A 25,059-nucleotide genomic window follows, 5' to 3' on the forward strand; every position below is an offset into this window, starting at 1 on the left:
ATTCAGTCCTCTCCACTAAAATTTATTTGGATTCCAACTTTCATTTACAGTTTTTAAATCTTTAGGTGTATCGACACTAGCCCAAAAGTCATTGTGTTCATAGACTGCGAGCTCATTGTCTTTTATTAAATTTCGAAGAGGATCTTCTTCTAGAACACAATCATCATTATTACTTAAATAATCGAATATTTCTTTGTTAAATACAAAAAAACCGCCATTAATTACTTCATCAAGTAATGGTTTTTCTTTAAAATCAATAGCAATTCCATCTTCGACCGCCAATAGGCCGTATTGACTATTTTTTTTAATTCCAGTTAATGTAGCAATTTTTCCTTTTTCTTTATGGAATGCTATTAGTTGATCAATATCTATATTGGCTAATCCGTCACCATAAGTTAATAAAAAGGTTTCACCCTGTACAAAGGATTCAAGTTTTTTTAGTCTTGCCCCGGTCATTGTATCAATTCCTGTATCTATAAAGTGTATATTCCAATTTTCTAATTTCTGAAGTAGCGTATATTGACTGGTTTTAAAATTCAAACTAAAGTCATTCTCTTTCCAGCTAAAGTCCATAAAATATTCCTTAATTTTCTCACCTTTATATCCTAAGGGCAAAATGAAATCAGAATGTCCATATTTTCTATACCAATTCATTATATGCAAGAGGAGAGGCTTTCCTTGAACTCGAACTAATGGTTTGGGAATGTCCTCTAAAATTCCTTGCATCCGAAGCCCTTTTCCGCCACACAAAATTATGACTTTCATAGATTTATTTCCTTCCTCTCTATATATTTTACTAATTTAAACTATGTAGTTTGTTTGGTAAATGTATACACGGTTGTACCATAATGACAATCAACTAAAAAAATATGTTAGATTTATAATTCAGATGCTGATTAAACGTGGAGAATACACATTGTAGTTTATCATTAATTATATGTAAATTAGGTTCTTTTAAAATCTATGCTTTAGTTTATTTAATATTAATGAAAGAAATTGCTTGTTCTTAAGATAAAAGAAGGGGAAGGAAATCAAGGGAATTGAAGAAGCTTATAATGAAATATCCAAGAAGACAAAATATAAGATAAAGTATGGAAGTAAGTAGTCGTGAATGCACTACATAAGCAGAATATGCTGATCGCATAAATGATTATACAGAAATCAACAGAAGAATAACAAAGGGAATTAGTCATTTGAAGGAAAATGGAACAACTATTTTTACATTTTATAAATTCAAAAAAGAGCACCGCATAAAGGTGCTCTAGTGATGGAACTAATTTTGTAAAGAACTATTTATTCAATAAAGAAGGACTTACGAATTATTATATGAACGTTTTGTTAATTAAGTGTGTATCAATTAGACAGGAATTTTATTTCTCTACACCTATTTGATTTTACGGGCCAAATCATGTTAAAAGTAAGAAGGAAATTATTAAGTTAATGTTATTTTGTTTAAAATAACATCCCAATCGGAATCATCACCTTCCCATCTATCCTGATAACGTGGGAGTTCAATTGAACAAACCCGCGATATTCCCCAATTTTGTTCAACAATATTAGATATACCCTCCTTGAAATTAACAATAAGGATATTAAAATCCTTATTTGTAATTTTAGATAATACGTTTTGTAATTCAACCGCTTCATCTCGATTTCCCCAAATTCTAATGAATAAAATGGATTCACTACTATTTATTTTTTCAAGGAATTGATTAATTCTAGTGTCTAATTTAGCTTTAAAAGAAGGATAGGTTGATTTCAAATCCTTTTCTGAATTAATAGGAAAATCATGCATTGAAAAACAATTATAATAAGTGTCCTTTATACAGTAGGTAATTCGTTCTGCCCATTTAATTTGATTATCAAATTCTGATTCAATAAGACCGTAACTTTCTGAACCTTCTATAATCATATTTTCCAACTTCATAAATTTTTTAAATCGATTTTGAAGTAATCTGTTTACATCTGAAAGTGATGGATAATAAAACCAATCTAAAGGTCCAGAAAATGTTCTTAAATTGTGTCTTTTGATTTGGTTGGTGACTTGACACAATCCTCCTAAACTTACAATTACGCTATAGGATTTTTGTATATCTTCTAGGTTCATCCTCATCATCCTTTATAAAAGTAATTTAAATTATCTGTTCAGTATATGATGCAATAACATATTGATGTGGACCTATATATCACAGTACATAGAGCTAAGACATTTGTATAAATTTAAAAAGTCAAATACCTAAGTTGAGGGATTTCATCTTTGATGTTATATCATGGAGTTACTATTGGAATGAAAGCTGGTAGGGATATTGCGCCAGAGTTATATTTTCTGCAGTAACTTAATTTAGAAAACTGTTCTTGATTACTGTAGTAAAATTGTTGTTTTTTAAACATTACTTATCCGGATTCATGAAAAGTATTTTAATGTATTATTTTATATAACAATATTTAGTTTTAATATTAAAACTAAAATATGGAAGTAACATAGGGGATTTACGCATATAGTAATGTTGATGGTAAAATTAACAAAATTTTCATTTAAATCAGATAAAACTATGGTGTTTTTAACTTATAATAATGTTACTACGATGAAAAAATGGCTACTAATTAGTTAATTTAAAAATCAATTTTAGATAGGAAGAGGATAATGAAGATCAGAGATAGTTATAAAATTATTGTAATTGGTGCTGGGACAGCAGGACTATCTTCTACTGCACATTTATTACGAAATGTACCCCTATTTAAAGAAAGTATAGCAATTATTGATCCATCAAAAAAACATTACTTTCAGCCACTATGGAGTTTAGTGGGGGGAGGAATTGTTTCAAAGGAAAGTACGATGCGTAATCAGGAATCGCTTATTCCAAAAGGGGCAACGTGGATCCCTAAAAGTGTTGTTAAGTTATTTCCATCTGAAAATAAGATACTTTTAGATGACGGACTGTTACTTGAATATGAAATTCTTATTGTAGCAGCTGGTATACAAATAAATTGGGACAGTATTAAAGGCTTAAAAGAGTCTATTGGCACTAATGGGGTATGTAGCAATTATTCTTATACATCTGTTGATTCTACTTGGAGAGAAATCGAAAAATTTAAAGGAGGAAATGCGCTTTTTACCCACCCTAATACTCCTATTAAATGCGGTGGTGCTCCACAAAAAATTATGTACTTAGCAGAGGAGTATTTTTGTAATAGTGGTGTAAGAAACAGAAGTGAAGTAATGTTTTATTCTGCAAACAATAACATATTTCAGGTTCCACGATATGCAAATACTTTAGAACAAGTACTAGAAAGAAAGCAAATTATAACGAATTATAATAAAAATTTAGTGGAAATTATCGCCGAAAAGAGAGAGGCAATTTTTGAAGATACGCAAACACTAAAAAGAGAAACCGTACCATATAGTATGATACATGTTGTTCCACCAATGGGGCCACCTAATTTTATTAAAGAGAGTGAGATAAGTGATCATCAGGGATGGGTAGATATAAGCCCTTATACTTTGCAGCATGTGCAATATAAAAATATTTTTGGACTTGGAGATTGTACCAATTTACCTACCTCTAAAACTGGAGCAGCAATTCGAAAACAAATACCCGTCTTAAAACAAAATATTATGGACGTACTTAGCGGAAGAGATTTACAGGCTAAATATGATGGATATACATCATGTCCGATTATTACAGGATATAAAAGTCTTATACTCGCTGAATTTAACTATGAACATGAGCCACAAGAAACGTTTCCATTTAATCAAGCGAAAGAAAGGTATAGTATGTTTTTACTTAAAAGATATATGTTGCCATATATGTATTGGAATTTAATGTTGAAAGGGATTCTATAGGAGAAGATAAAAAGTGGTTACAAAAATTGAAAATCAATTTGAAATAACTAATTGGAGGGAATAGATATGCTTTTAAAATATTTTTATGATGAAAAATTAGCACATGCTTCCTATTTAGTCGGTTGTCAGAAAGAAGGCGTAGCAATCGTTATTGATCCTAGTCGCTATATAGAACAATATATAGAATTTGCTAAGAAAGAGGGGATGGAAGTAATTGCTGCGGCTGAGACTCATATTCATGCTGATTTTCTTTCTGGGTCTAGAGAACTTTCTACTCTTTATCATGCAAATTTATATGTATCTGATGAAGGAGATTGTGATTGGAAATATCAATATCTTAACGAAGGTCGATACAAATTGGTTAGAGAGGGTACAGAGTTTAAAGTAGGTCATATAAAATTTGATGTAATTCACACCCCAGGGCATACGCCTGAAAGTATTTCTTTTTTAGTAACTGATACAAGTCAAAATAACTATACGAATGATAAGCCGATAGGGATATTCACAGGTGATTTTATATTTGTAGGAGATATAGGAAGGCCGGATTTATTAGAAACTGCAGTCGGTATGAAAGATACTGCAAAAATAGGAGCAAAACAATTATTTGACTCTATACAAAAAATAAAAATACTTCCTGATTATTTGCAAATATGGCCATCACATGGTGCAGGAAGCGCATGTGGAAAAGCATTAGGAGCAATTCCAACTTCTACATTAGGTTATGAAAAGATGTTCAATTGGGCATTTCGGTGTAATGAAGAAAGTGATTTTATATCGACTTTATTGACGGGACAGCCAGAGCCTCCAAAGTATTTTTCATTAATGAAGAATTTAAATAAGTATGGTCCGCCAATTCGTAAGAAGAGAAAAAGTACTGCTATTAATACAGTAGAAGAACTTCAAGAAATTTTGAAGAGCGTTTATCAAATAGTTGATATAAGGGATGTAGAGAGTTTTGCTGCAGGTCATATCGAGAAGTCAATTAACATACCTTATAACAATTCTTTCACAACTTGGTGTGGATGGTTATTAGATTATAAAAAAGAAACTTTAATAATTCTAGATGAGGAAAAAGTTAAAGTAGAGGCAGTTATTAGAGAATTTGAATCTATTGGGTTAGATAATATTATTGCTTTTGCACCCTTAAAAGTAATACAAAGACTTGATAGATTTGAAAGTTACAAAGAAAAAACATCGATTGAATTATATCCGCATATAAAAGGTGGAAGCGTTAAGGTTATCGATGTGCGTAGTAAAAAAGAGTGGGAGGAAGGACACCTTCATGATGCAATACATATCACTTTAGGTAATCTATTTGAACAACTAGATTATATACCGAAAGATTTTCCAATAGTTTTGCAATGTCGAACCGGATTACGTTCCGCTATAGCAGCTAGTATTTTACAAAGAGCTGGTATAAAGGAAGTAGTGAATTTAAAGGGAGGATTTCTTGCATGGAAAGAAGAAGGGCTTCCTTATACAACATGCAATCTCAATGTGTAGGAAAATATTATATGCTAGGTAAGAATAATTAAAAGAAGTTATAGATGACGTGTTAGAAAAGGGAATCATAATTGTCGCAGATTCAGGAAATACATTAGGATTATTAATTGATTATCCAGTTAAATATGAAAATGTAATATTTGTTTTAGCATTAAATAATTTAACATTGGATCCATCTTTTATGGAATGGCAGTGTTGGAAGTACTTAGGTATTATCAATAAGAACCCAATTTAAAATTCTCTTGGATGCAAGAGAATTTTTTTATTGGGAATAGTAAGGGGGAGGGGAGGTGCATTACATATGGGAAAAGGTAGAAGTAATAATGCTGGTAAAAAGCAACCGAATTTTGATGATTCATCTAATTTTGCTAAACAAAGCCAACCGACAGAAAAGAAGAAGAAATAAGAACAGGAGCTCTCTTGATAAAGGGAGCTCCTGTTAAAAGTGGACTGACGTTTCAGAATAACATATCGATGGATTAACCCAATAGCCATAAATACAAGGTTTTAATTTTTCGAAGGGCACCTAATTTAATATTATTGTCCTGCTTTTTTATACTTATTGACGCGTTAAATCCATTTAAAATGCTCCTTAATGGCGTTGGGCGTGACCTTCATTAAAATTTTTTAAACCTAATGGGACTTACCATTAAGAGGGCGAGGATTAAAGTAATCCATACATTACTATATGAAAACAATGCCATACCAGCCAATGATAATCCTGCAGCTGGAATAGGTAATCCCTTAAAATATCCAATAGTTGGTTTAATACTAAATTTAGCTAATCTTAAAGCACCCATTGTTGGGAATAGGATAAATGCCAAAGAAGTTAAAATAGAAGGTGTTGCTATCGTATGAAATAAAAGCGCAGGAGCGACGCCGAAACTAACAATATCAGCTAAGGAATCCAATTCTACGCCAAACTCACTGTTCACTTTTAATTTTCTTGCAATTCTTCCATCAAGAAAATCTAAAACAGCTGAAAAGAAAATGAGAATGGAGGCTGCTCCTAAATATTCACTCATATTCAAGGTGATTGAGAAAACACCGCACAATAAATTTCCAATCGTAAATAAATTCGGTATAACTTTTACAAGCTGATTAAACAAGTTTGTTCCTCCTAAATTAATTAAACTTCACATTTCTGTAGCAATTTCTATATATTCTTCCGTTATTCTTAAAAATATATGACCACTGTATTACTGTAAGCTAATTAAATTTCGATAAGAGAAAAATTGATTTCTTAAATGTTCCACGGGTTTATAAAAATGTTTAATCATTTTCAGTACGCGTTATTGAATATTAGCACCTGATAGTTGATATTTCGAGTAGTCAGGGATTTTCCGGTTCTGGTGCAAAAAATTAAAGGTAATTAAAAATAATCTCTAAAAAGGAGACATAATGATACTATTATTTTAAAAAGGTTCGTGGTTGGTATCGAATATGAAAAAATAGAATTTTTATACAAAAATCACCCGAAAGGGTGCCTTTTGTACCTCTTAAAATGACTGAAGATGTGTTTACTTGAGTTCATTAGGTAGTTAGAGGTTGATAGACTATCTTTAACGAAAATGTTGAGTAGTTCATCTTCATTATATATCAATTTAATAATGATTGGGATTTAGAAAGTTCCATGGAAAGTACATATCAACCTGATTGGAAGATTGGAAATTTAATAACTGGTGATACATTTTACTTAACGCAACATTTTGGTGCGCAAATGAAAATTTTTAAAGTCCACACAAATGGTACCCTAGAACGATTCCAAACAATAGAACCAGAATTAAAATAAAATTTTTGTAGCATCAATTAAATTCATTTCTTTTTATGCAAACACACTTTCAGCGGAACTAACTTCTTCACTATTTTGCGCTGGAAAGACTGTATAAAAAATGGTTACGTTTTCTGATCTTGAAATAACCCTTTCAAATTGCAATCCTGCTTTTTCTAAAAGCTTTACTGCATCAACAATAGAAGTAATTGCTACAAAAGTTTTTCAAATAAAATTTATAAAAGCTTGATAGGTAATACCAAGGGAAAAGACCGTAGCTACTATATGTGCAGTCCATTTAGGCATATTTAAATTTAATACGGTATTGTACAACATTCCATATACGATACAAATGATTAATATGAATGCAATGAATTGAAGAACTAATAAAAATAGCGGTTGTTCCATTTATTCTCACTTCCTTTATTTGATATATTAATATAATTTATTTAAATGTGAAAGTTTTATTTCTATGAATTTCCAAAAAATGTGATATGAAAGGCATAGTAGTAATCACAAGAATTACTGCAAAACTATAAATGGAACTAAAAGTATTATGACGAGATCAGTAAAATAGTAAAGAAGGTCACCATTCACGGCGACCTTCTTTACTATGCGTTATACCCAAATAATTTTAAATCTTCTCCTGAATCTGAAATGATTTTCTCAAATCGTAATCCTACTTTTTCTAAAAGCTTTCCTGAGGCGATGTTATCTACAGAAGTAATTGCTACAATTCGTTTCATGCCAAGCTTTTGTACACCGTATTCGATTATCGCAGAAGCTGACTCGTAGCCATATCCTTTTGAACGGAATGTCTCTAAAAAGGCAAACCCGATATCAACGTTTTCTAATGAATCTCTTTTAATAAGGCCACACATACCAAGTGGAGTGAGATCTTTTTTTCGTTCTACTAAGTAAAGGCCGAATCCAAGTTTGTTATACATATCGATGGGACCGTTTACAATATAATTTTTTGCATCTTCTAAGTTACTAACTCCTTTGTCACCGATAAACTGAATCCATGCAGGATCGTTTACTAACTCAAGAATAAAAGGAGCGTCTTTTATATCAAACCAGCGAAGATTAAGACGTTCAGTTTCAAGAACTATCAATAATTACACCACCTTTAAAAAGTTATAACAATTAGTATGGATTGTGTAAAACAAAAGTGCAACATATTTTAATGGGGGTGTTTGTTCACATAAAGTTCGTTTGTTTTGTATAGAGAGATATCTTATAATTAGGATTAATTGTAAAGAGTGAGATGCTTATACAATGACTCCTAGGTGACTAGGAGTTTTTACTATATAACTATCATTATTACTAAATATGACACACTATACATTCTACTCAAGGAGGTACATAATGAAGAAATTATATAATGCATCGTTTACGTATTTGATTATCGGTTTATTATCAGGGATTTTCGCTAGGGAGTATGGTAAGTATAAAGGGATTTTAGGGTCTACTTTGTTAAATCTTTTGCATACGCATACACTTGTACTTGGCTTTTTCTTCTTTTTAATTGCTTTAGGATTAGCAAAAGTATTCGCGTTTCATGAAGTGCAAGGGTTTAATAAGTGGTTTGTTTTACATAATATTGCATTAACATTAATGTTAGGTTCGCTAGCAGCGAGAGGGCTTCTTCAGTTAAATGGAGCTGACTTTAAAGGGTTAACTTATATTGTAGGATTTTCTCATTCGTTGATGGCAGTTACTTTAATTTGGTTTATGTTGTTAATAAAGAAATCGTTTAAAATGTAGTGAAAAAGAACTTGTAGCGTGTGCTGCAGGTTCTTTTTTGTATGTTCAGGTTTAATAATCTTATTTTTCTAATTATTTTGTATAAAGATGGTATACTTGTTTTAAAATTAAAAAGGAGAGTTGATTATGGAAATAACAATTGAACATGTAGTAAATGAATTAAAAGGCATACTTCCTGAAGATCGAGTAGTAATAAATATGACAGTACGAGAGTTACATAGTAAAGATGAATCTTACCATAGTAGTAGTTTACCTGATGTAGTTGTTTTTCCAAAAACGACCGAAGAAGTTAGCGCGATAATGAAAATAGCGATTCAGCACGGAACAGCTGTCGTTCCATTTGGAGTAGGGTCCAGTTTAGAGGGACATGTAATTCCTTACGAAAAAGGAATTACAATGGACTTTTCTCTTATGAACAAAATACTTGAAATAAGAGAAAAGGATTTTCTTGTGAGAGTACAGCCAGGGGTGACGCGCTCTCAGCTTAATAAAGAATTGAAAAAGTATGGATTATTTTTTAGTGTAGACCCAGGAGCTGATGCAACGTTAGGAGGAATGGCTGCTACAAATGCGAGCGGAACGACAGCGGTAAAGTATGGGGTAATGCGTGATCAAGTTCGAGATTTAGAAGTCGTTCTTGCTGATGGAGGAGTAATACATATCGGGAATTTAGCAGCGAAGTCATCATCAGGTTATCATTTAAATGGTATTTTCGTAGGCTCAGAAGGAACACTTGGATGTTTCACGGAGTTAACTTTAAAAGTATACGGTATACCAGAACATGTTATGGCTGCGAGGGCATCGTTTCCAACTATAAATGATGCAGTAGAAGCTGTAATTAACATATTACAAGCAGGTATTCCAATCGCGAGAATTGAACTCGTTGATGAATTATCTATGAAACAAGTAAATGATTACAATGAAACAAGTTACAGAGAAGAACCGACACTGTTTTTAGAGTTTCACGGCAATGAAGCAGGGTTAAAGCAAGATATTGAATTTACGAAAGAAATCGTTCTTGATCATAAATGTATAGAAATTGCGTTTGAGACGGAAACAGCAGCGAGAAATAAGCTGTGGGATGCAAGACATAACTTAGCGTACTCTTACGTGCATAGTTATCCTGGTAAAAAGCTAATGAGTACAGACGTATGTGTACCAATTTCGGAATTAGCTGGAGCGATTCAACATGCGAAAGAGGTATTACATAAAGTAGGGCTTATTGGCGGTATTCTCGGTCATGTTGGGGATGGGAATTTCCATGTACTCTTAATGATTGACACAAATGATAAGGAGGAAGTGAAGAAGGCAGACGAAATAAATGAAAGTATCGTTCAGTATGCTCTTAAACGAGGAGGAACGTGTACAGGAGAACATGGCGTTGGAATCGGGAAACGAAAGTATCAAGAAGAAGAACATGGGGCGGCATTATTTGTAATGGAGAAAATAAAGAAAGTTCTTGATCCGCAAAATATTTTGAATCCGAAAAAGGTGTTTCAATTAAAAGATAGGGGCTGAGTGGATGAAAGTACTAGAAGCGATAAGTAATATAGCTGGAAAGTATTTTGCATTTTGGACCGGTTGCTGCACTCCCAAGTGTATTAGCGGCAGTATGGCATAACATTGCAGGGCCAATATTAGCAACCATCTGGTCAAAAAATAAAAAGAATACTTTCAGCGATGAAAATGTATCAATAAATATAGAAAAATAGGAATGATAAATAATGCAAAAACGTATTGTACATTTTGAAGGAATGGTTGTATTTTTAGCCACGATTTATATGTATTCGATATATGAGTTTAGTTGGATTATATTTTTTGTATTCCTTTTAGCGCCGGATCTATCAATGTTAGCATATGGGATTAATAATCACGTTGGTGCGAAAATATATAATGTATGTCACACATATATCATATCCATATTAATTGTTCTAATAGGTGTCTATTTTAAGATGGATATCGTTATAATGATTGGCTTAATATGGACAGCACATATTGGAATGGATCGAATGTTTGGATATGGATTGAAATATGAGACGGATTTTAAGGATACTCATATTCAACGGTTATAATTTGTTTTGAGAAGAGGGGTACGTTGAAGCAGAGAATTGCTATCGAAGAATATAATTGTCAAATGGGAAAGTGAATTTAATAAAATATACACTCTTATTAACAATGTAATGGAAGACAGCATTGTATCTATTGAACATGTTGGGAGTACATCTGTTAAAGGGCTTGCATCAAAACCAATACTAGATATTGATATTGTAATAGAAGAGTACGAAATTTTTCATGAGGTAGTAAAAAAACTTGAGAAGATAGGGTACTATCATCAGTTAGAATGGAGCTTTAAAGGAAGAGAGGCGTTTGGAAGAAAGGATACGTTCGTTCCATGGAACGAGAGAAATACAGTTTGGATGGAACATCATTTATATGTGTGTGATAAAAATAGTGAAGAGTTGAGAAGGCATATAGTGTTTCGAGATTACCTTCGTGAACATACTGAAGTAGCTAATGAGTATGGAAACTTGAAGGAAGAGTTAGCAAGAGAGTCGAAAAATCGATCTAGTTATATTGAGGGTAAGACCGTATTTATTACAAATATATTAGAAAAAATAAACTAAAGCAGCATGGAATACATGCTGCCTATTGTTTTGAAATAGAAAGCTGCCATTATAAAACAAATACAAACTGGTCCTGTTGATTGATGCGGTTACTAAATATAATAGGAAACAAAATAGAAAAGAGCGGAAAAGAGGGAGCTTATGTACATACCAAAATATTTCGCAATACAAGATGAAGAGATGAAGTACGAAATAATGGAACAAAATAGCTTTGCGACATTATTTTCTCAACATAACGGAGAACCATATGCAACGCACTTGCCGTTGTTATTAAATAGGGAGACCCTTACTTTACATGGTCACTTCGCACGGCCGAATGAACAGTGGAAAGATATTGGGACTCAGCAAGTACTAGCTATATTTCAAGGACCACATAGTTACATCTCTCCGTCATGGTATGAAACAAACAATGCAGTACCAACATGGAATTACGTTGCAGTGCATGTATATGGTGAATTAGAAATTGTTGAAGATGAGAAGACATTAGTAGATTCTCTTCAAGATTTAGTAAATAAATATGAAGATCCAGAGAGCACCTACTCACTTAATGATGTAGATCCGAATTATATGGGAGGATTAAGTAAGGGAATAGTTGGATTCAAAATAAAGATAAATAAAATAGAAGGAAAAGCGAAGTTAAGTCAAAATCATTCTGTAGAGAGACAGAATTTAGTTGTGGAGAAACTTGAGAAAGTTGGTAGTGAGGAGAGTAAGAGGATTGCGGAGTTAATGAGAAAATAAAGTCTACATGAAAGGGAAATATTCTAAATAAGCGTATTTAAAAAGACCTTCTTAATTGAAGGTCTTCCGTTTTTTAAAGTGCTTTTTCAGTTGTTGTTGAGTTGTAGTCTTTACTTACGTCAACGGATTGAACAAGGTTAGGTCTTTGTGGTGCAGGGGTGTCCCCAATGTTTAATGCTACATATCCTAACTGTGTTTTTGGTGTTTCTGAGGTGAAGCTTAATCCAAGAGTTGTGATGCTAATAACAGCTAAGCCAATGATGCTCAATTTAATCTTTTTCATTATATCAAAGCTCCCTTTTCTTCATGTTTTTTTCTTGCTTGATTGGCCATGTAAAAGTATTGACTAGCTTTTATATGGTCTTCTTTTTCATAAAACATATTTGCTAGAACATCAGTGTACTCTTGTATACATTCCCAAAGGTTTTCTGTTTTAAAGTAAGAAATTCCTTCCAAAATTATCATTTCTAAATCATTTATAGAAGTTTTATTATTTAGTTCTCTTAAAATCATGAAACGATATTGAAACTCTTTGTTTTCTAGTTTATTTGAAATGTTTAATCCTTTTTTTATAAGTTCTTTAGCCTGAGTATATTCTCCAAGCTTGTAGTATTCACGTGCTTCAACAAAAAGTGCTTTAAAGTGATTTGGTTGCTTAGTTGTAACCTCTGAAATATGACGCATTGCTAACTCTGAAAGGTTTTGACTTGCATATAGCCAAGCTAAATTATGTCGTACTCTTAATGATAAAGTCTCCTCTGAATACTTCTGTAGAATATTTAATGCTGAATCAAGTCTAATTTCAGCTTGTTCAAACTGTTTTAAATCAATACAAGATAAACCAAAGATGTTATCACACAAAGCAACATTAATTTCACAGTTTATATGTTTTGAAAAAATCGCTTTAGCTTCATTTGCAGATTGGATTGCTACTAGTGGTTGATATGTTTGATAATAATAGGAAGCTAAGCGGTAGTTAAATTCAGCATTCTCTAGTTCGTCAGATACGTGTATTAGCAGCTTTTTAGCGTTCTCGAAAAGGTGTTTTGCTGCATTGTAGTTTCCAATAATTGTATTGTGAATAGCCTTGAAAAAATGATAATAATAAGAAAATAGCCCATTCTCTGGAAGTGGGAAAGAATCAATTTTATTAAAATCATCTTTATTAATATTTAAACCATCTGTTAAAATTTTGTATCTGAAATTAAAAAGTGAATAATACAATTGTAGGTTTGTATCTTCTTCTGAATTAGAGATGATATTTTCAATATCTTTTTTTATTTTTGTTGCATGGGTAGTTTGATGCTGTAAGATAGCTCTATACCAGTCATTAAATAATTTTGTAATCTGTTCATTACCTTGTAGTTGAACGTTCATGAAATCCCCTCACTTTTTGAATATTCTTATAAAATATAGTATCAAAAATAAAAATATTTAGAAATGATGTTTTATATTTCTCAATATTTGTTTAACAAGCTTACGAGTAAGTCTATTGGAATAGTGTAGAATTTGTTTTGGATTAAAGAAATGGCATCGGGGGATGTGCATTTTAAAGTTTTAGTTGAGTGGGGGGATATAAAAAGGGTGCGTTCACACAATTTATATGAACGCACCTTTTTACATATTAAACAATCAAGTCCCACAAAAAGTACGATAAGGGCGATTCGTCGGTGCAGGCGGAATGCAGTATTCTTCTTGATCTGTAGAATACGCATAAGGATTTGATAAAGCTTCAAGAAGTTTCTCCATTACGCTATAGTCGTCATTTGTAACAGCTGCTTCTAGTGCTTCTTCTACACGGTGGTTCCTCGGGATGATTGATGGGTTATTATTTTTCATCATCTCGTAGGCGTTTTCTTTCGATTCTTCTTGTTTTTCTAATCGAGATTGCCACAGTTTGTACCATTCTTTAAATTCAGGACTTTCAAATAGAGCTGTATTTTCGATAGCATCAAGAGTTAATGAACGGAATGTATTTGTATAATCCGCTTTATATTTCTCCATCATTTTTAAAAGTTGCTCAATAAGTGGTTGATCTTGTTCTTCGGTACTAAATAGTCCTAATTTCTTTTTCATTCCAAGGAACCAATGGTTTTCATACTGTACGCTAAATTTCGAAATTTCGTCTTGGGCGATTTTTAATGCTTCTTCTTCATCTTCGTGCAGAATTGGTATTAAAGATTCTGCTAATCGAGCGAGGTCCCATGCGGCCATATATGGTTGATTTCCATATGCATAACGACCTTGTGTGTCAATAGAGCTAAATACGGTTCCTTGATTGTAATTGTCCATAAATGCACAAGGACCGTAATCAATTGTTTCGCCACTAATCGTTATATTGTCAGTGTTCATTACACCGTGGATAAATCCAACAAGTTGCCATTTTGCGATAAGACTGGCTTGTTTTTTAATGACTTCTTGTAGTAATGCAGTATATCGGTTTTCATGAGCTTCAATTTCTGGGTAATGCCTTTTTATCGTATAGTCAGCTAGTGATTTCAGGTCCTCTATTGAACCACGAGCCGCAGCATATTGAAATGTACCGACGCGTATATGGCTACTAGCTACTCTAGTTAAAATTGCTCCAGGTAACTTTGTTTCACGATATGTTGCTTCACCAGTTGTGACAACTGCTAAACTGCGAGTAGTCGGAATTTCAAGTGCATACATTGCCTCACTAATGATATATTCACGTAGCATCGGACCGAGTGCAGCACGACCATCTCCTCGGCGTGAATAGGGAGTAGGGCCAGAACCTTTCAGTTGAATATCGAAACGCTTACCTGAAGGAGTAATTTGTTCGCCAATTAAAAGAGCACGACCGTCGCCTAACATATTAAAATGTCCGAATTGATGGCCAGCATATGCTTGAGCTAATGGATGAGCTCCTTCTGGGAGTGCATTACCAGCGAAAATAGCAATTTCAGCTTCCTTTTTCAGTTCTTCAGGGGTCAAGCCAAGAGATATCGCTAATGAATGGTTTAGTTTAACTAACTCCGGTGAACTTACGGGAGTAGGGGGGATTTCTGTATAAAATGATTGTGGTAAAGTCGTATAACTATTATCTAAATTCCAACCTGTTTCATTATTTTTAGTCATTGTATCTCCTCCTTTTTGTATTTTAAGTTATGTATTTGTACGTATGTATTCTTTGTAAAGTTAACTAAAAGTATAATATAATATTTCCCCTTGCAATCTATTGTAAGGACTTCATTGCACTATGTCTATTTAACAGCAAATTTAAAACCTCCATTTTAAGAAAATGGAGGTTTTTATTATTATTTAATTTTTACAATTATTTTTCCTTTTGCTCTTCCAGACTCTGAATATTCCATTGCTTTTTGAGCATCTTCAAAAGGGAAAACTCGATCGATTACCGGTTTGATTTTTCCGGCTTCAATATAGTTTGCAATAGTACGTAATTGATCCCCGCTTGGCTTCATAAATAAAAATGAATATTGAGCATTATGCTTTTTTTCAAGTGCAGTAAGTTTTTTGCTGGCTAATGAAAATAAGAGAGTTTTAAAGAAGCCTGAACCAAATTCTTTACCGAAGCGAGCATTCGGCATACCTGAAACTGAAACAATGTTTCCTCCGCTTTTTATAATATTGAATGATTTTTCAAGTGTTGTTCCGCCGATTGTATCAAATACTGCATCATAATTTTTGAGTATTTCTTCAAATTTTTCTGTTTTGTAATTAATAATTTGATCTGCGCCAAGAGACGTTACTAAATTTGTACCAGCTTCACTAGCAGTCGTTGTAACAGTAGCACCCATTATTTTTGCTAACTGAATTGCGAAAGTACCAACACCACCGGACCCAGCGTGAATTAATATTTTTTGTCCTTTTTGTAAATGCATAATATCATGTAGTGCTTGATAGGATGTTAAGCCAACGAGTGGAATCGACGCCGCTTCCTCAAAACTTAAATTTTTTGGTTTTAAAGCTATATCATCCTCATGAATGGCTATATATTCCGCGAAAGTACCGATCTTATTTTTTCTTGGACGTGCATATATTGCATCGCCGACTTTAAAACGAGTTACTTGCGATCCAACCTTCACGATGACACCGGAAAAGTCATTACCAAGGATTAGAGGCATTTCATATTTCAGTAACATCTTTACTTTTCCATCACGTATTTTAAAATCAATTGGGTTAATACTAGCTGCATGAATTTCTGCGAGCACTTCATACCCATTAATTTCAGGAGTAGGTACCTCTGCCATACACATTAGGACTTTTCCATATCTATCAATTATCATTGCTTTCATTTCTTATACCTCCAAGTTTTAATAAAAGTTTTGCAATAGCTTCTCAATATCTAATACAAGATTTTTTAATAAACCTAATTTTGTACGTATATCAATATAATAAAAATTCTTTGTACCTTCTTTTCTCATTAAAATAATGCCAGCTTCTCGTAAAATCTTAAGGTGATGTGATACGGCTGGACGGGAAAGGTGTGTTTGCTTCGTGATTTCTCCTACACGTAAGCCTGTTTGACATTCCGTTTCCATTAGCACTAATAAAATAGCTTGACGTGTTTCATCACCAATTGCCAATAATACTTTTTGAGAATCAATAAAATCTTTTTTTATAATATTTAATTGTTCTTGTTTATTCATTTCAATCACTTTGCCTCCAGGTAATTAGTCGAAAGGTTTAAGATGATGAACCATTACTTCGATACGGTAATGCTACATGATTGTTGTATAAGCTGCAATATTGGGAAAGAAAATCGAGACGAATGAATTTTTTATTGTTGAAAATTATAGGGAGATAGAAAAGGGATTGGAAGGATTACATAACACAATAGATGAAGTTTTAAAAACAAAAAATGATGTAACAATAAAATAAGCGGTCGTAACCTTGTATAATCCATAAGGTTACGACCGCTTATAATGTTTGTATTATTTTTGATTTTTACGATAGAACATGGTTCAACGTAAAGTACATTCTTTTGTTTTACACTTTCATACAGACACAATTCAGGTGGATTATAGATGTATGAAAAGGTAAAAGGAATTTTGGGGCGTAATCTATCTATATGATAATTCAAAATGAAATATAAGTCTATATTTTAATGTTTTTTTGGATTATATTTATGTCACTGAGCTCAGAACAATGATGTGGAGGGTAAATATATGAAATCGAATTATGTACCAGTTTTAATTGTTGGAGGGGGATTATCTGGGTTAGCGTCTGCGTTATTTCTTGCAAAACATAACATTGAGTACTTACTTATTGAAAGGCATCCGTCTACTGCCATTCATCCGAAAGCAGGCGGTCTTACTTTACGTACAATGGAGTTATTTCGAGAATTAGGCTTGGAACAAAGAATTAAATTGGCAGGTAAAGCATTAGAGAACTGCAGAGGAAGAATAGCGGTTCATACAATAGCTGAGGCGAATAAAGAAGAATTGGAACAAATGAGAGCGACGCAATACGGAAACGATGAAGAGTTACTTCAAAAAATAGAAAAGATTAGTCCATCAAAACAAACTGCGTGTTATCAAATTATTTTAGAAGAGATGATGTTACAAGAAGCGAAAACATTAGGCGAGCAACTATCTTTTTATCATGAATTAGTTTCATTTGAACAAAATGAAAACGGGGTAAAAGCAACGATTCGAAATCGTGAAACAGAAAAAGAAAGTGTCATACATTGTGACTATGTAATTGCAGCGGATGGAGCGAAAAGTAAAATACGTGAGCAGTTAGGGATTAAAACTGAGGGTCGTGGAACCATTGGTGGCTATTATATGAATATTTATTTTGAAGCAGATTTAAGAGAGTTTATACAAGGAGACGCATTCGGTTTTTCGATGGTACTTCATCCGGAGGTTCTTGGTGCACTTATCCCGGTTGATAACGTAAAAAAATGGATTTATCATGTAGCCTACGATCCATTAAAAGGAGAGGGGCTAGAGGACTTCACTATAGAACGTTGTAAACAAATTATTCAAATAGCAATTGGAAGTACAAATGTTGAATCAAAAATATTAAGTGTTTTACCGTGGGAAGCGGCCGAAAGTACAGCGGTGAAATTTCAAGGGAATCGAACCTTTTTAGTTGGAGATTCAGCACATATTATGCCGCCAACAGGAGGATTTGGTTCAAATACAGGAATACAAGATGCGCATAACTTAGCTTGGAAATTAGCGGCTGTTATAAAAGGGAAGGCAAAACCAAAATTGTTAGAAACATATCATGAGGAGAGACACTCTGTTGCAAAATTAACGACAGCTTATGCAAGTAGTTTACTGTTTCGTGCTGCGAATAGAGAGGAAGGCAGTTTGAATAATATGGATGGTTTAGCTGTTACAGTTGGATATCAGTATTGTTCAGAGGCGATTATAGATGATTCAGTCACTCCACATAGAATGGATAGCATAGAGTTGAACGGAAGACCTGGAACGCGAGCGCCACATTTATGGGGAACGTATGAAGAGAAGAAAGTTTCTACATTAGACTTATTCGGTAACAGTTTTGTATTACTTACAGGAGTAGAAAATAGTTCTTGGGCTGAGGCAGCACATGCTGTTTCAGCTAAATTAGGAATACATCTAAAAGGGTATCGTATTGGCTTAAGTGGGGACTTTGTTGCTCCAGAAGATATTTTTAGCAAATTATATGGTATAGAGAATGGAGGTGCTGTATTAATTAGACCAGATGGCTTTATCGGATGGCGTTCGGAAAAAACGGTAGTAAATCCAGATATAGTATTGGAAGAGGTAATGAGAAATTTATTATGTGATTTTTGAGTAACTACAGAAATATTGTTTTATGTGCTTCACTGTACTGAAAAAAATATTCACAAATTTCAATAGGTTTGATATGATTAAATTCGACAAGTTAATAGAGGCCGGAGATATTTGAGAAAAGCCATAAATTTATTTAGGGACACAGGAGTGTATTCTAAATAATTTATGGCTTTTTTTATTGAATGAACCGTACAAAATAGAGAGTTACATGTGAAAAGGAGGGCTATAGAAATTAAATAGGATAATACCAGTTTTCTATATTAATAATATAGAAAACATTTGTAAGATTGGAATTTTAATATAGGTTTATAAAAATAATGAAAGTGTGTCTTCTATTTCGTGTAAATCTCATTAGCTTGTTGAAATTTGCAACGTAGGAAGGATTAGAAGGATGAGAAAGATTATTAGCATTTTAGTTATTTTCTTTATGACGGGAAGTATCTTTGTTGGGGGAGCTGTTCATGCGAAAGCAGAAGGGAAGCATGAATGGAATACGAATAAGCTTTTAAATATTGCACATCGCGGAGCAAGTGGACATGCACCTGAGCATACTTTTGCTTCTTATGATTTAGTTAAAAAAATGAAAGCGGATTATTTAGAGTTAGATATTCAATTAACAAAGGATGGCCAATTAATTGCAATGCATGATACAGCAGTTGATCGCACTACAAATGGAACAGGCGAAGTACGCGATAAAACGTTAAGCGAAATAAAGAGTTTAGATGCTGGATCATGGTTTAATAAAGCGTATCCAGAAAAGGCTAAGCAAGAGTATGTTGGGCAAAAGGTTCCAACTCTTGAAGAAATCTTCCAAAAGTATGGAAGAAGTATGAAGTATTATATTGAAACAAAATCACCAGATGTGTATCCAGGAATGGAAGAGAAATTGTTGGCGCTGTTACAAAAATATAATTTAGTAGGCCAAAACATGTCTTCTAGCCGTGTTATGATTCAATCATTTAGTAAAGATAGTTTGAAAAAGATTCATAGTATGAATGAAAATATTCCGTTAGTTCAATTGCTTTGGTATTATCCAAATGAAAACAATGAAATTGTTGAATGGTCTGGCATTACACATGAACCGAAAAGTGTAACAAATGATGATTTTCAAGAAATTAAAAAGTATGCAGCTGGTATTGGACCAAACTTACGTAATGATAACGGGGAACTAATTATTGATGAGTCCTATATGAAAATGGCTAGGAAAAATGGACTGTTAATTCACCCTTATACAATTAATGAGAAACCCGATATGAGACTGTTAATCAAATGGGGTGCTACAGGAATGTTTACAAATTATCCGGATCGATTACATAGTGTATTAAAGGAAAAATAAGTGGAAAAGGGTATACCAGTGTTTTAGGTATACCCTTTTTAATTTAACTCCCCGATAAACGTAATCTCTTTTTCATAGCATTCATCTGCATCATAAATAATTTCTTGAAAGTGAAGCGTTTTGAAGGAATGACAAACTGAAATTTCCTATGTCTCCCAAAAATCAATTTCATTTGAAAGAAGAATCCATTTTTGAAATTCACTATCTCTATTAAAGAAATTATGAAAGTAGTCCTCATTTTTAAATATAATGATTTGCGAATCCCACAAATTATTTATAGAAATCAAAACAACAACTCGATATGTATGTGTATCGCTCGGTTTCATATTTATTAAATGATTTGCTTGATTTAATAAGGTTTGAATACATAACCGTTTTACTTTTCTAGGTGTTTTACGAGAGTCAATAAAAGCTTGCGAAACTGGCAATAGCATATTCCAATATTCATCGTTATAGAAAGTAGAAGGGAACGTTTTTGTATGGTCCTCAATTCGCTTTATCATAGTGTTTGTTTTTCGTTTCATACCACGTATTTTCTTTTCACGCATTGTGAGTCATCTCCATAAATTTTTGTAATGCAGCAGAGTGATATATATCTTTTCTAGTAATAAAAGTAGTAGGAACTTTTTTGAAGCTATTTGGTAATGGGTTGAATGATACGTCATGTTGATGACCATTTAAAATAGGCTTCATCATAATTGCTATGCCCATACCTGATTTTACACATGCGAGTATCGCTTCAATTGTTCCAAACTCAAATACTCGCTTAGGTGAAATTCCTTCTTCTTGAAGCCAACCTTCTAATAAATTTCTATAATAGCACCCGTGACTAAATGCAAGTAAATTCATGTCTCCTATGTCTTTAAAGGAAGATAAAGGCTTTTTGCTAATGAGAACTAATTCTTCTTCACGAAATATATTTGTATGAAGTTCAGCATGCTGAGTAGAGCCAGCTATAAACGCTCCGTCCAGTTTTCGTTCTAGTACAAGCCTAATTAATTGTTCCGTCGTATTTGATTCTAAAATTAATTCGACTTTTGGGTATTTCTCATAATAGGCCATTAATATAGATGGAAGTCTTACAGCTGTTGTAGATTCTGTACATCCAATTTTTAAAGTGCCTCTTGGTTCGATCCCATTACTTTGAACTGCTTTAACAGATTGATCCATTAAGTGGATAATTTGTTTGGCGTATGTTAATAAAATCTCACCGTTAGAAGTTAAAGTTACACCTTTTCCGTTTCGATAAAATAAAGGCACACCTAATTCGTTTTCTAGTTGTTTCATACGCATTGTTACGCCAGACTGTACATAGTTTAAATTTTTAGCTGCATGAGATATGTTTTTTTCTTTCGCAACTTCGTAAAATACAGTTAAATCTTTTATATCCAAGTATCATCCCTCCAGAAAAGGTATCATTTTTTTTGATGGATTACATGATAAATCTTTATTTTATATGATATCAGAACTTTCATACAATGGAAGGGGATGGAGGGATTATTGTGTTAATGGAAGAAAGGGTGAATAGTACTTATAAGTGGGTTATGTTAATTTTTGCGACGGTTGCTCAAACAACAGCGACACTTATAACGTATGGTGTTGGAGCGTTTGCTTTATTTTGGAAAGAAGAATATGCACTTACGAATACGGAGATTGGATTGTTAGTAAGTGTTGTAAATATAGGACCGCTATTTTGTATGCTTTTTGTCGGGCGGCTACTTGATCAATACAATGAAAAGTTGTTAATTTCGATAAGTTCATTTTTACTAGGAAGTTCGTTTTTACTGACTAATATGGTCAATGGATTTAATGGGTTACTCTTTGTACTTTTATTAGTAGGAACGTTTTATAGTGTTTCGCAGCCAGGAGGAAGTAAGGTGATAATGAAGTGGTTCTCAAAAGAAAATCGCGGGTTAGCGATGGGGATTAGACAAGCCGGTATACCGATTGGTGGTACATTAGCGGGAGTATTGATCCCGTTTCTTACAATAAAATATAATATGGCCTATGCGGTAAATAGCATTGCATGTATTTGTATAATTGGAGGGTTTTTATTTTTTATATTTTATAAGGAACCATATATTCAAGAGAAAGTTAAACAAGAACGTAGTAAACTTTCTTTTTGGATGCAGTTAAAAGAAGTGATGTGTAAAAAAGAATTGTATGCAATTTATATAACTGGCATTTGTATGATTTCATTGCAAATGGTGTTAGTTGCACACTTTATAAAATTTTTAGTATTGGAACAATCAATCACGCCAATTTTAGCTGGAAAAGTATTTTCCGTTATGTTCTTTTCTGGAATGGTTGGTAGGGTTATATTAGCAGCTACTAGTGATTTGTTTTATAAGGGAAATCGGCGTACCCTCTTATTTATAACTGTTTGTATTTCTATTTTCTTCATTCTAATATTAGTAATGAGCATACATACAATAACGAATGTATTGTATGGTGTAAGTGCATTGTTAGGGTTCTTTTCAATTGGATGGTTTAGTCTTTTTATAACTGAAGTTGCGGAATCAGCAAGTGAAGAATCGGTAGGGATGACAGTGAGTTTTGCACTTACATTAAATCAAATTGCTATTATTGCTGCGCCTGCTTTATTTGGTTATATTGTAGATAAGAAGGGATATACGTATGCGTGGTTATGCATAGTTGTATTACTAACTATTTCAGCGGTTAGCTTATATAGGAAGTATAGAAAATGAAGGAATGTTAGCAATGTAAATTTTTTATGAAGAAAGTCTAAAGAAATGTTGAATGAGCGACATTTCTTTTTTTATTTGTTGTATAATCAAAATGTAAATGAGATTCGTTTTCAATTTCGTTCATTACCTCTTTTGAAATTACCTGTAATTTTAGCCATAATTAGCTGTTTTTCTTTATCGTTATTTGCATGATTTATTTTATTTAAAAATTTTTCAGCATCATTTCCTTTTAATGCTATAATCTGTTTTCCGTAATATTCAATTAATAACATGTTATTTTTTGTTATCCGATAATGAAACATCTTATCATCTAAACGATTGCGTTTATCGGTGTTTTTCATAATACATCTCCATTCTTTTTAGTATGTAACAAATGTTACAAAAGAATTTGAAATTATATTGTAATGCATCCGATTGTATGTTGGAAATTTTGCAAGAAAGAAATACAATAGAGAGTAGTCAAAATTGAAAGTGAGAAAAAGGAATCTAGTTTTAACAGAGTGAATATTAAATAATATTATAATATACTTGATAATTAAAAGATATAAAATAGAATGGATGTACGTTAAGTGAAACTAGATAAAAGAGGGCTCCTAGTATGTTAAAGAAATGGTTAATCATTTTCTTTATTTTTGCTGTTTTTTGTGGAAGTGTTGTTACACTAATACATGCAAATAAAGGAAAAAAATATGATGCAAAGGCATTTTCTAATGTAAATAGTAAGCAAAAAGATGTTAAGCAGGAAATTGATGCGAATGAGAAAAAGCGTTATGAAATTGCAGCTGGAAAACTAGATCAGTACTTAAAAGATAAAGGATTTAATGGGAGTGTTCTTGTAGCAAGTAAAGGTCATGTCATTTTACGAAAAGGCTACGGTTATGCGAATGTGAAAGATCAAGTACTAACAACGCCAAGAACGAAATATCGCATTGGCTCTATTACGAAAACAGTTGTTGCAATATCTATTATGCAACTAAAAGAAAAAGGGAAGTTGAACATTGAAGACAATGTAAATAAATATATCCCATCGTTTCCAGCAGATAAAAATATTACGTTACGAAACTTGTTAACACATACGTCTGGATTACCAGAACAGGGACAAGGTAGTGTTGACGCAGCATCACGGTTAAAATTAGTAACGTGGATTGGGGCACAAACGTTACAATTTCCAGCAGGGACAGGATGGAAATATACAGATTATAATTATATGGTGCTTGCATATATTGTAGAAAAAATATCAAATAAACCACTTGCTGAATATGTGAAAGAAAATATTTTGAATCCTGTTGAAATGCATGAATCTGGAATGGGCGCAACACTCCCAGAAGATATTTTCTTAGCAGAAGGGTATACGAAAAAAAATAATAAGTTAATAGCCACACCTCGCTTAAAAATGAACTGGCTGTATGGTTGTGGTGAAATGTATACGACTGTTGAAGATATGAAAAAGTTAGATGAAGCTATTATGGATGGTAAACTACTTTCTAAACAAAGTGTATCAGATATGTTTTCTGCATCACCTGCAAGAAAATATGGATTTAGTTTCTATATTTACCCAGATTATTATCATAACCACGGTGTATTAGCTGGCTGGAACACTTTTAATAATTTTAACTGGGATAAACGAACGTTTGTCATATTATTTTCTAACGTCCAAAATGGTATGAATGATGCATTTAATCAAGAATTTAGGAAAATGGCGAATGATTTAATAGAAGGAAAATAATTATAAAAAATCGGTATTGATATGGAATTATCAATACCGATTTTTTTATTTTGTAAAGTTTTACTTACTGAATAAAGTGAAACTTTACTCAGTGGAGAGGCTTTGTTCATCCACCACTGAGTAGAAGCCCTCATCAATCGGGCTTTTACGGGCAACAGGGCCCCACTTAAATTCTTTGCTTCCGCTGAATTTTGAGGTGGGGGTCTTACTGCCCATAAATAGCGGGATAAATAGGTAAGAAAGGTGATTGGCATTTGAATAAATCTAAA

At 32.9% G+C, this 25,059-nt stretch carries 23 protein-coding genes and 3 pseudogenes; 13 read left to right on the forward strand and 13 right to left on the reverse strand.

The window, feature by feature from the left end; translation table 11 throughout:
* Nucleotides 1-15 precede the first annotated feature (15 nt).
* Both ACTFR8_RS15160 and ACTFR8_RS15165 read right to left on the reverse strand, forming a co-directional pair.
* Complete coding sequence (locus ACTFR8_RS15160; RefSeq protein WP_000864432.1) at nucleotides 16-765, reverse strand: sugar phosphate nucleotidyltransferase; 750 nt, start codon at nucleotides 763-765, stop codon at nucleotides 16-18.
* A gap of 667 nt (nucleotides 766-1,432) precedes the next feature.
* Nucleotides 1,433-2,107 carry a papain-like cysteine peptidase gene (locus ACTFR8_RS15165; RefSeq protein ID WP_153600174.1) on the reverse strand — a complete coding sequence of 225 codons (675 nt, stop codon included), beginning with the start codon at nucleotides 2,105-2,107 and terminating at the stop codon, nucleotides 1,433-1,435.
* A 537-nt stretch (nucleotides 2,108-2,644) separates the two neighbouring features.
* On the opposite strand from ACTFR8_RS15165, the gene ACTFR8_RS15170 reads away from it, so the two are divergent.
* Nucleotides 2,645-3,844, forward strand: a complete 1,200-nt coding sequence (locus ACTFR8_RS15170; protein ID WP_000701886.1) for an FAD/NAD(P)-binding oxidoreductase — start codon at nucleotides 2,645-2,647, stop codon at nucleotides 3,842-3,844.
* 66 nt (nucleotides 3,845-3,910) lie between these two features.
* Entirely contained in the window at nucleotides 3,911-5,347 is a 1,437-nt protein-coding gene (locus ACTFR8_RS15175) for an MBL fold metallo-hydrolase (RefSeq protein ID WP_000925327.1), read from the forward strand.
* A 617-nt stretch (nucleotides 5,348-5,964) separates the two neighbouring features.
* On the opposite strand, the gene pssA is transcribed toward ACTFR8_RS15175, so the two are convergent.
* Nucleotides 5,965-6,456, reverse strand: coding sequence for a CDP-diacylglycerol--serine O-phosphatidyltransferase (gene pssA, locus ACTFR8_RS15180; protein WP_252209655.1), 492 nt, complete (start codon nucleotides 6,454-6,456; stop codon nucleotides 5,965-5,967).
* Nucleotides 6,457-6,980: 524 nt separating this feature from the next.
* Here pssA and ACTFR8_RS15185 point away from each other — a divergent pair.
* Complete coding sequence (locus ACTFR8_RS15185; protein ID WP_000446433.1) at nucleotides 6,981-7,139, forward strand: DUF5065 family protein; 159 nt, start codon at nucleotides 6,981-6,983, stop codon at nucleotides 7,137-7,139.
* 204 nt (nucleotides 7,140-7,343) lie between these two features.
* Here the strand turns inward: ACTFR8_RS15185 and ACTFR8_RS15190 are convergent, their stop codons facing one another.
* Both ACTFR8_RS15190 and ACTFR8_RS15195 read right to left on the reverse strand, forming a co-directional pair.
* Complete coding sequence (locus ACTFR8_RS15190) at nucleotides 7,344-7,526, reverse strand: hypothetical protein (RefSeq protein WP_000437513.1); 183 nt, start codon at nucleotides 7,524-7,526, stop codon at nucleotides 7,344-7,346.
* A 203-nt stretch (nucleotides 7,527-7,729) separates the two neighbouring features.
* A complete protein-coding gene (locus ACTFR8_RS15195; protein ID WP_000636209.1) occupies nucleotides 7,730-8,233 on the reverse strand; it encodes a GNAT family N-acetyltransferase in 504 nt (167 codons plus the stop codon).
* A 253-nt stretch (nucleotides 8,234-8,486) separates the two neighbouring features.
* On the opposite strand from ACTFR8_RS15195, the gene ACTFR8_RS15200 reads away from it, so the two are divergent.
* The 6 genes and pseudogenes from ACTFR8_RS15200 to ACTFR8_RS15225 all read left to right on the forward strand — a co-directional run bounded on the left by ACTFR8_RS15200 (nucleotide 8,487) and on the right by ACTFR8_RS15225 (nucleotide 12,250).
* A complete protein-coding gene (locus ACTFR8_RS15200; protein WP_000737896.1) occupies nucleotides 8,487-8,885 on the forward strand; it encodes a DUF2871 family protein in 399 nt (132 codons plus the stop codon).
* Nucleotides 8,886-9,011: 126 nt separating this feature from the next.
* Nucleotides 9,012-10,403 carry an FAD-binding oxidoreductase gene (locus ACTFR8_RS15205; RefSeq protein WP_252209654.1) on the forward strand — a complete coding sequence of 464 codons (1,392 nt, stop codon included), beginning with the start codon at nucleotides 9,012-9,014 and terminating at the stop codon, nucleotides 10,401-10,403.
* A gap of 50 nt (nucleotides 10,404-10,453) precedes the next feature.
* Nucleotides 10,454-10,597: pseudogene (locus ACTFR8_RS15210) on the forward strand (bile acid:sodium symporter family protein); the annotation flags it as partial.
* A 12-nt stretch (nucleotides 10,598-10,609) separates the two neighbouring features.
* Complete coding sequence (locus tag ACTFR8_RS15215; protein WP_001172065.1) at nucleotides 10,610-10,957, forward strand: DUF4260 domain-containing protein; 348 nt, start codon at nucleotides 10,610-10,612, stop codon at nucleotides 10,955-10,957.
* A 23-nt stretch (nucleotides 10,958-10,980) separates the two neighbouring features.
* Nucleotides 10,981-11,509: pseudogene (locus ACTFR8_RS15220) on the forward strand (GrpB family protein).
* Nucleotides 11,510-11,650: 141 nt separating this feature from the next.
* Nucleotides 11,651-12,250: an FMN-binding negative transcriptional regulator gene (locus tag ACTFR8_RS15225; protein ID WP_000275795.1), complete on the forward strand. Its 600-nt coding sequence runs from the start codon at nucleotides 11,651-11,653 to the stop codon at nucleotides 12,248-12,250.
* A gap of 73 nt (nucleotides 12,251-12,323) precedes the next feature.
* Here the strand turns inward: ACTFR8_RS15225 and ACTFR8_RS15230 are convergent, their stop codons facing one another.
* The 5 genes from ACTFR8_RS15230 to ACTFR8_RS15250 form a co-directional block, all read right to left on the reverse strand.
* Entirely contained in the window at nucleotides 12,324-12,533 is a 210-nt protein-coding gene (locus tag ACTFR8_RS15230; protein ID WP_000721432.1) for a hypothetical protein, read from the reverse strand.
* A complete protein-coding gene (locus tag ACTFR8_RS15235) occupies nucleotides 12,533-13,627 on the reverse strand; it encodes a hypothetical protein (protein WP_001102728.1) in 1,095 nt (364 codons plus the stop codon). Before ACTFR8_RS15235 ends, ACTFR8_RS15230 begins: the two co-directional genes overlap by 1 nt.
* Before the next feature lie 255 nt (nucleotides 13,628-13,882).
* Nucleotides 13,883-15,349, reverse strand: a complete 1,467-nt coding sequence (locus ACTFR8_RS15240; RefSeq protein WP_252209653.1) for a protein adenylyltransferase SelO — start codon at nucleotides 15,347-15,349, stop codon at nucleotides 13,883-13,885.
* 179 nt (nucleotides 15,350-15,528) lie between these two features.
* Entirely contained in the window at nucleotides 15,529-16,527 is a 999-nt protein-coding gene (locus ACTFR8_RS15245) for an NADP-dependent oxidoreductase (protein WP_098536501.1), read from the reverse strand.
* 18 nt (nucleotides 16,528-16,545) lie between these two features.
* Nucleotides 16,546-16,890, reverse strand: coding sequence for an ArsR/SmtB family transcription factor (locus tag ACTFR8_RS15250; protein ID WP_000571870.1), 345 nt, complete (start codon nucleotides 16,888-16,890; stop codon nucleotides 16,546-16,548).
* 510 nt (nucleotides 16,891-17,400) lie between these two features.
* Between ACTFR8_RS15250 and ACTFR8_RS15255 the strand changes: the two genes are divergently transcribed.
* Nucleotides 17,401-19,020 carry an FAD-dependent oxidoreductase gene (locus ACTFR8_RS15255; RefSeq protein ID WP_098379312.1) on the forward strand — a complete coding sequence of 540 codons (1,620 nt, stop codon included), beginning with the start codon at nucleotides 17,401-17,403 and terminating at the stop codon, nucleotides 19,018-19,020.
* Nucleotides 19,021-19,411: 391 nt separating this feature from the next.
* Nucleotides 19,412-20,356 (forward strand): glycerophosphodiester phosphodiesterase, encoded by a 945-nt coding sequence (locus ACTFR8_RS15260; protein ID WP_001226315.1) that lies wholly within the window; start codon nucleotides 19,412-19,414, stop codon nucleotides 20,354-20,356.
* 38 nt (nucleotides 20,357-20,394) lie between these two features.
* Here the strand turns inward: ACTFR8_RS15260 and ACTFR8_RS15265 are convergent.
* Nucleotides 20,395-20,904 (reverse strand): annotated as a pseudogene (locus tag ACTFR8_RS15265) (DUF3916 domain-containing protein).
* Complete coding sequence (locus ACTFR8_RS15270; protein WP_252209652.1) at nucleotides 20,897-21,748, reverse strand: LysR family transcriptional regulator; 852 nt, start codon at nucleotides 21,746-21,748, stop codon at nucleotides 20,897-20,899. The pseudogene ACTFR8_RS15265 and the gene ACTFR8_RS15270 overlap by 8 nt, the downstream one beginning before the upstream one ends.
* Nucleotides 21,749-21,834: 86 nt before the next feature.
* On the opposite strand from ACTFR8_RS15270, the gene ACTFR8_RS15275 reads away from it, so the two are divergent.
* Nucleotides 21,835-23,064, forward strand: a complete 1,230-nt coding sequence (locus tag ACTFR8_RS15275; RefSeq protein ID WP_002000388.1) for an MFS transporter — start codon at nucleotides 21,835-21,837, stop codon at nucleotides 23,062-23,064.
* Nucleotides 23,065-23,174: 110 nt separating this feature from the next.
* Here ACTFR8_RS15275 and ACTFR8_RS15280 read toward each other — a convergent pair whose 3' ends face one another.
* The gene (locus tag ACTFR8_RS15280; protein WP_100618765.1) at nucleotides 23,175-23,405 is read right to left on the reverse strand and encodes a hypothetical protein; all 231 of its coding nucleotides are present in this window, start codon (nucleotides 23,403-23,405) and stop codon (nucleotides 23,175-23,177) included.
* A gap of 257 nt (nucleotides 23,406-23,662) precedes the next feature.
* Here ACTFR8_RS15280 and ACTFR8_RS15285 point away from each other — a divergent pair, with 257 nt between their 5' ends.
* The gene (locus ACTFR8_RS15285) at nucleotides 23,663-24,790 is read left to right on the forward strand and encodes a serine hydrolase domain-containing protein (RefSeq protein WP_100618766.1); all 1,128 of its coding nucleotides are present in this window, start codon (nucleotides 23,663-23,665) and stop codon (nucleotides 24,788-24,790) included.
* The last annotated feature ends 269 nt before the right edge of the window (nucleotides 24,791-25,059 follow it).

It is taken from the genome of Bacillus cereus group sp. MYBK15-3 (genome assembly GCF_051916765.1).
Lineage (GTDB): Bacteria > Bacillota > Bacilli > Bacillales > Bacillaceae_G > Bacillus_A > Bacillus_A cereus.

What these genes read in the sequence shown, in the direction of transcription:
- ACTFR8_RS15160 (WP_000864432.1), bottom strand. Translation starts at nt 765, where the DNA reads ATGAAAGTCATAATTTTGTGTGGCGGAAAAGGGCTTCGGATGCAAGGA.
- ACTFR8_RS15165 (WP_153600174.1), bottom strand. Translation starts at nt 2,107, where the DNA reads ATGAACCTAGAAGATATACAAAAATCCTATAGCGTAATTGTAAGTTTA.
- ACTFR8_RS15170 (WP_000701886.1), top strand. Translation starts at nt 2,645, where the DNA reads ATGAAGATCAGAGATAGTTATAAAATTATTGTAATTGGTGCTGGGACA.
- ACTFR8_RS15175 (WP_000925327.1), top strand. Translation starts at nt 3,911, where the DNA reads ATGCTTTTAAAATATTTTTATGATGAAAAATTAGCACATGCTTCCTAT.
- ACTFR8_RS15185 (WP_000446433.1), top strand. Translation starts at nt 6,981, where the DNA reads ATGGAAAGTACATATCAACCTGATTGGAAGATTGGAAATTTAATAACT.
- ACTFR8_RS15190 (WP_000437513.1), bottom strand. Translation starts at nt 7,526, where the DNA reads ATGGAACAACCGCTATTTTTATTAGTTCTTCAATTCATTGCATTCATA.
- ACTFR8_RS15200 (WP_000737896.1), top strand. Translation starts at nt 8,487, where the DNA reads ATGAAGAAATTATATAATGCATCGTTTACGTATTTGATTATCGGTTTA.
- ACTFR8_RS15205 (WP_252209654.1), top strand. Translation starts at nt 9,012, where the DNA reads ATGGAAATAACAATTGAACATGTAGTAAATGAATTAAAAGGCATACTT.
- ACTFR8_RS15215 (WP_001172065.1), top strand. Translation starts at nt 10,610, where the DNA reads ATGCAAAAACGTATTGTACATTTTGAAGGAATGGTTGTATTTTTAGCC.
- ACTFR8_RS15225 (WP_000275795.1), top strand. Translation starts at nt 11,651, where the DNA reads ATGTACATACCAAAATATTTCGCAATACAAGATGAAGAGATGAAGTAC.
- ACTFR8_RS15230 (WP_000721432.1), bottom strand. Translation starts at nt 12,533, where the DNA reads ATGAAAAAGATTAAATTGAGCATCATTGGCTTAGCTGTTATTAGCATC.
- ACTFR8_RS15235 (WP_001102728.1), bottom strand. Translation starts at nt 13,627, where the DNA reads ATGAACGTTCAACTACAAGGTAATGAACAGATTACAAAATTATTTAAT.
- ACTFR8_RS15240 (WP_252209653.1), bottom strand. Translation starts at nt 15,349, where the DNA reads ATGACTAAAAATAATGAAACAGGTTGGAATTTAGATAATAGTTATACG.
- ACTFR8_RS15245 (WP_098536501.1), bottom strand. Translation starts at nt 16,527, where the DNA reads ATGAAAGCAATGATAATTGATAGATATGGAAAAGTCCTAATGTGTATG.
- ACTFR8_RS15255 (WP_098379312.1), top strand. Translation starts at nt 17,401, where the DNA reads ATGAAATCGAATTATGTACCAGTTTTAATTGTTGGAGGGGGATTATCT.
- ACTFR8_RS15260 (WP_001226315.1), top strand. Translation starts at nt 19,412, where the DNA reads ATGAGAAAGATTATTAGCATTTTAGTTATTTTCTTTATGACGGGAAGT.
- ACTFR8_RS15275 (WP_002000388.1), top strand. Translation starts at nt 21,835, where the DNA reads ATGGAAGGGGATGGAGGGATTATTGTGTTAATGGAAGAAAGGGTGAAT.
- ACTFR8_RS15280 (WP_100618765.1), bottom strand. Translation starts at nt 23,405, where the DNA reads ATGAAAAACACCGATAAACGCAATCGTTTAGATGATAAGATGTTTCAT.
- ACTFR8_RS15285 (WP_100618766.1), top strand. Translation starts at nt 23,663, where the DNA reads ATGTTAAAGAAATGGTTAATCATTTTCTTTATTTTTGCTGTTTTTTGT.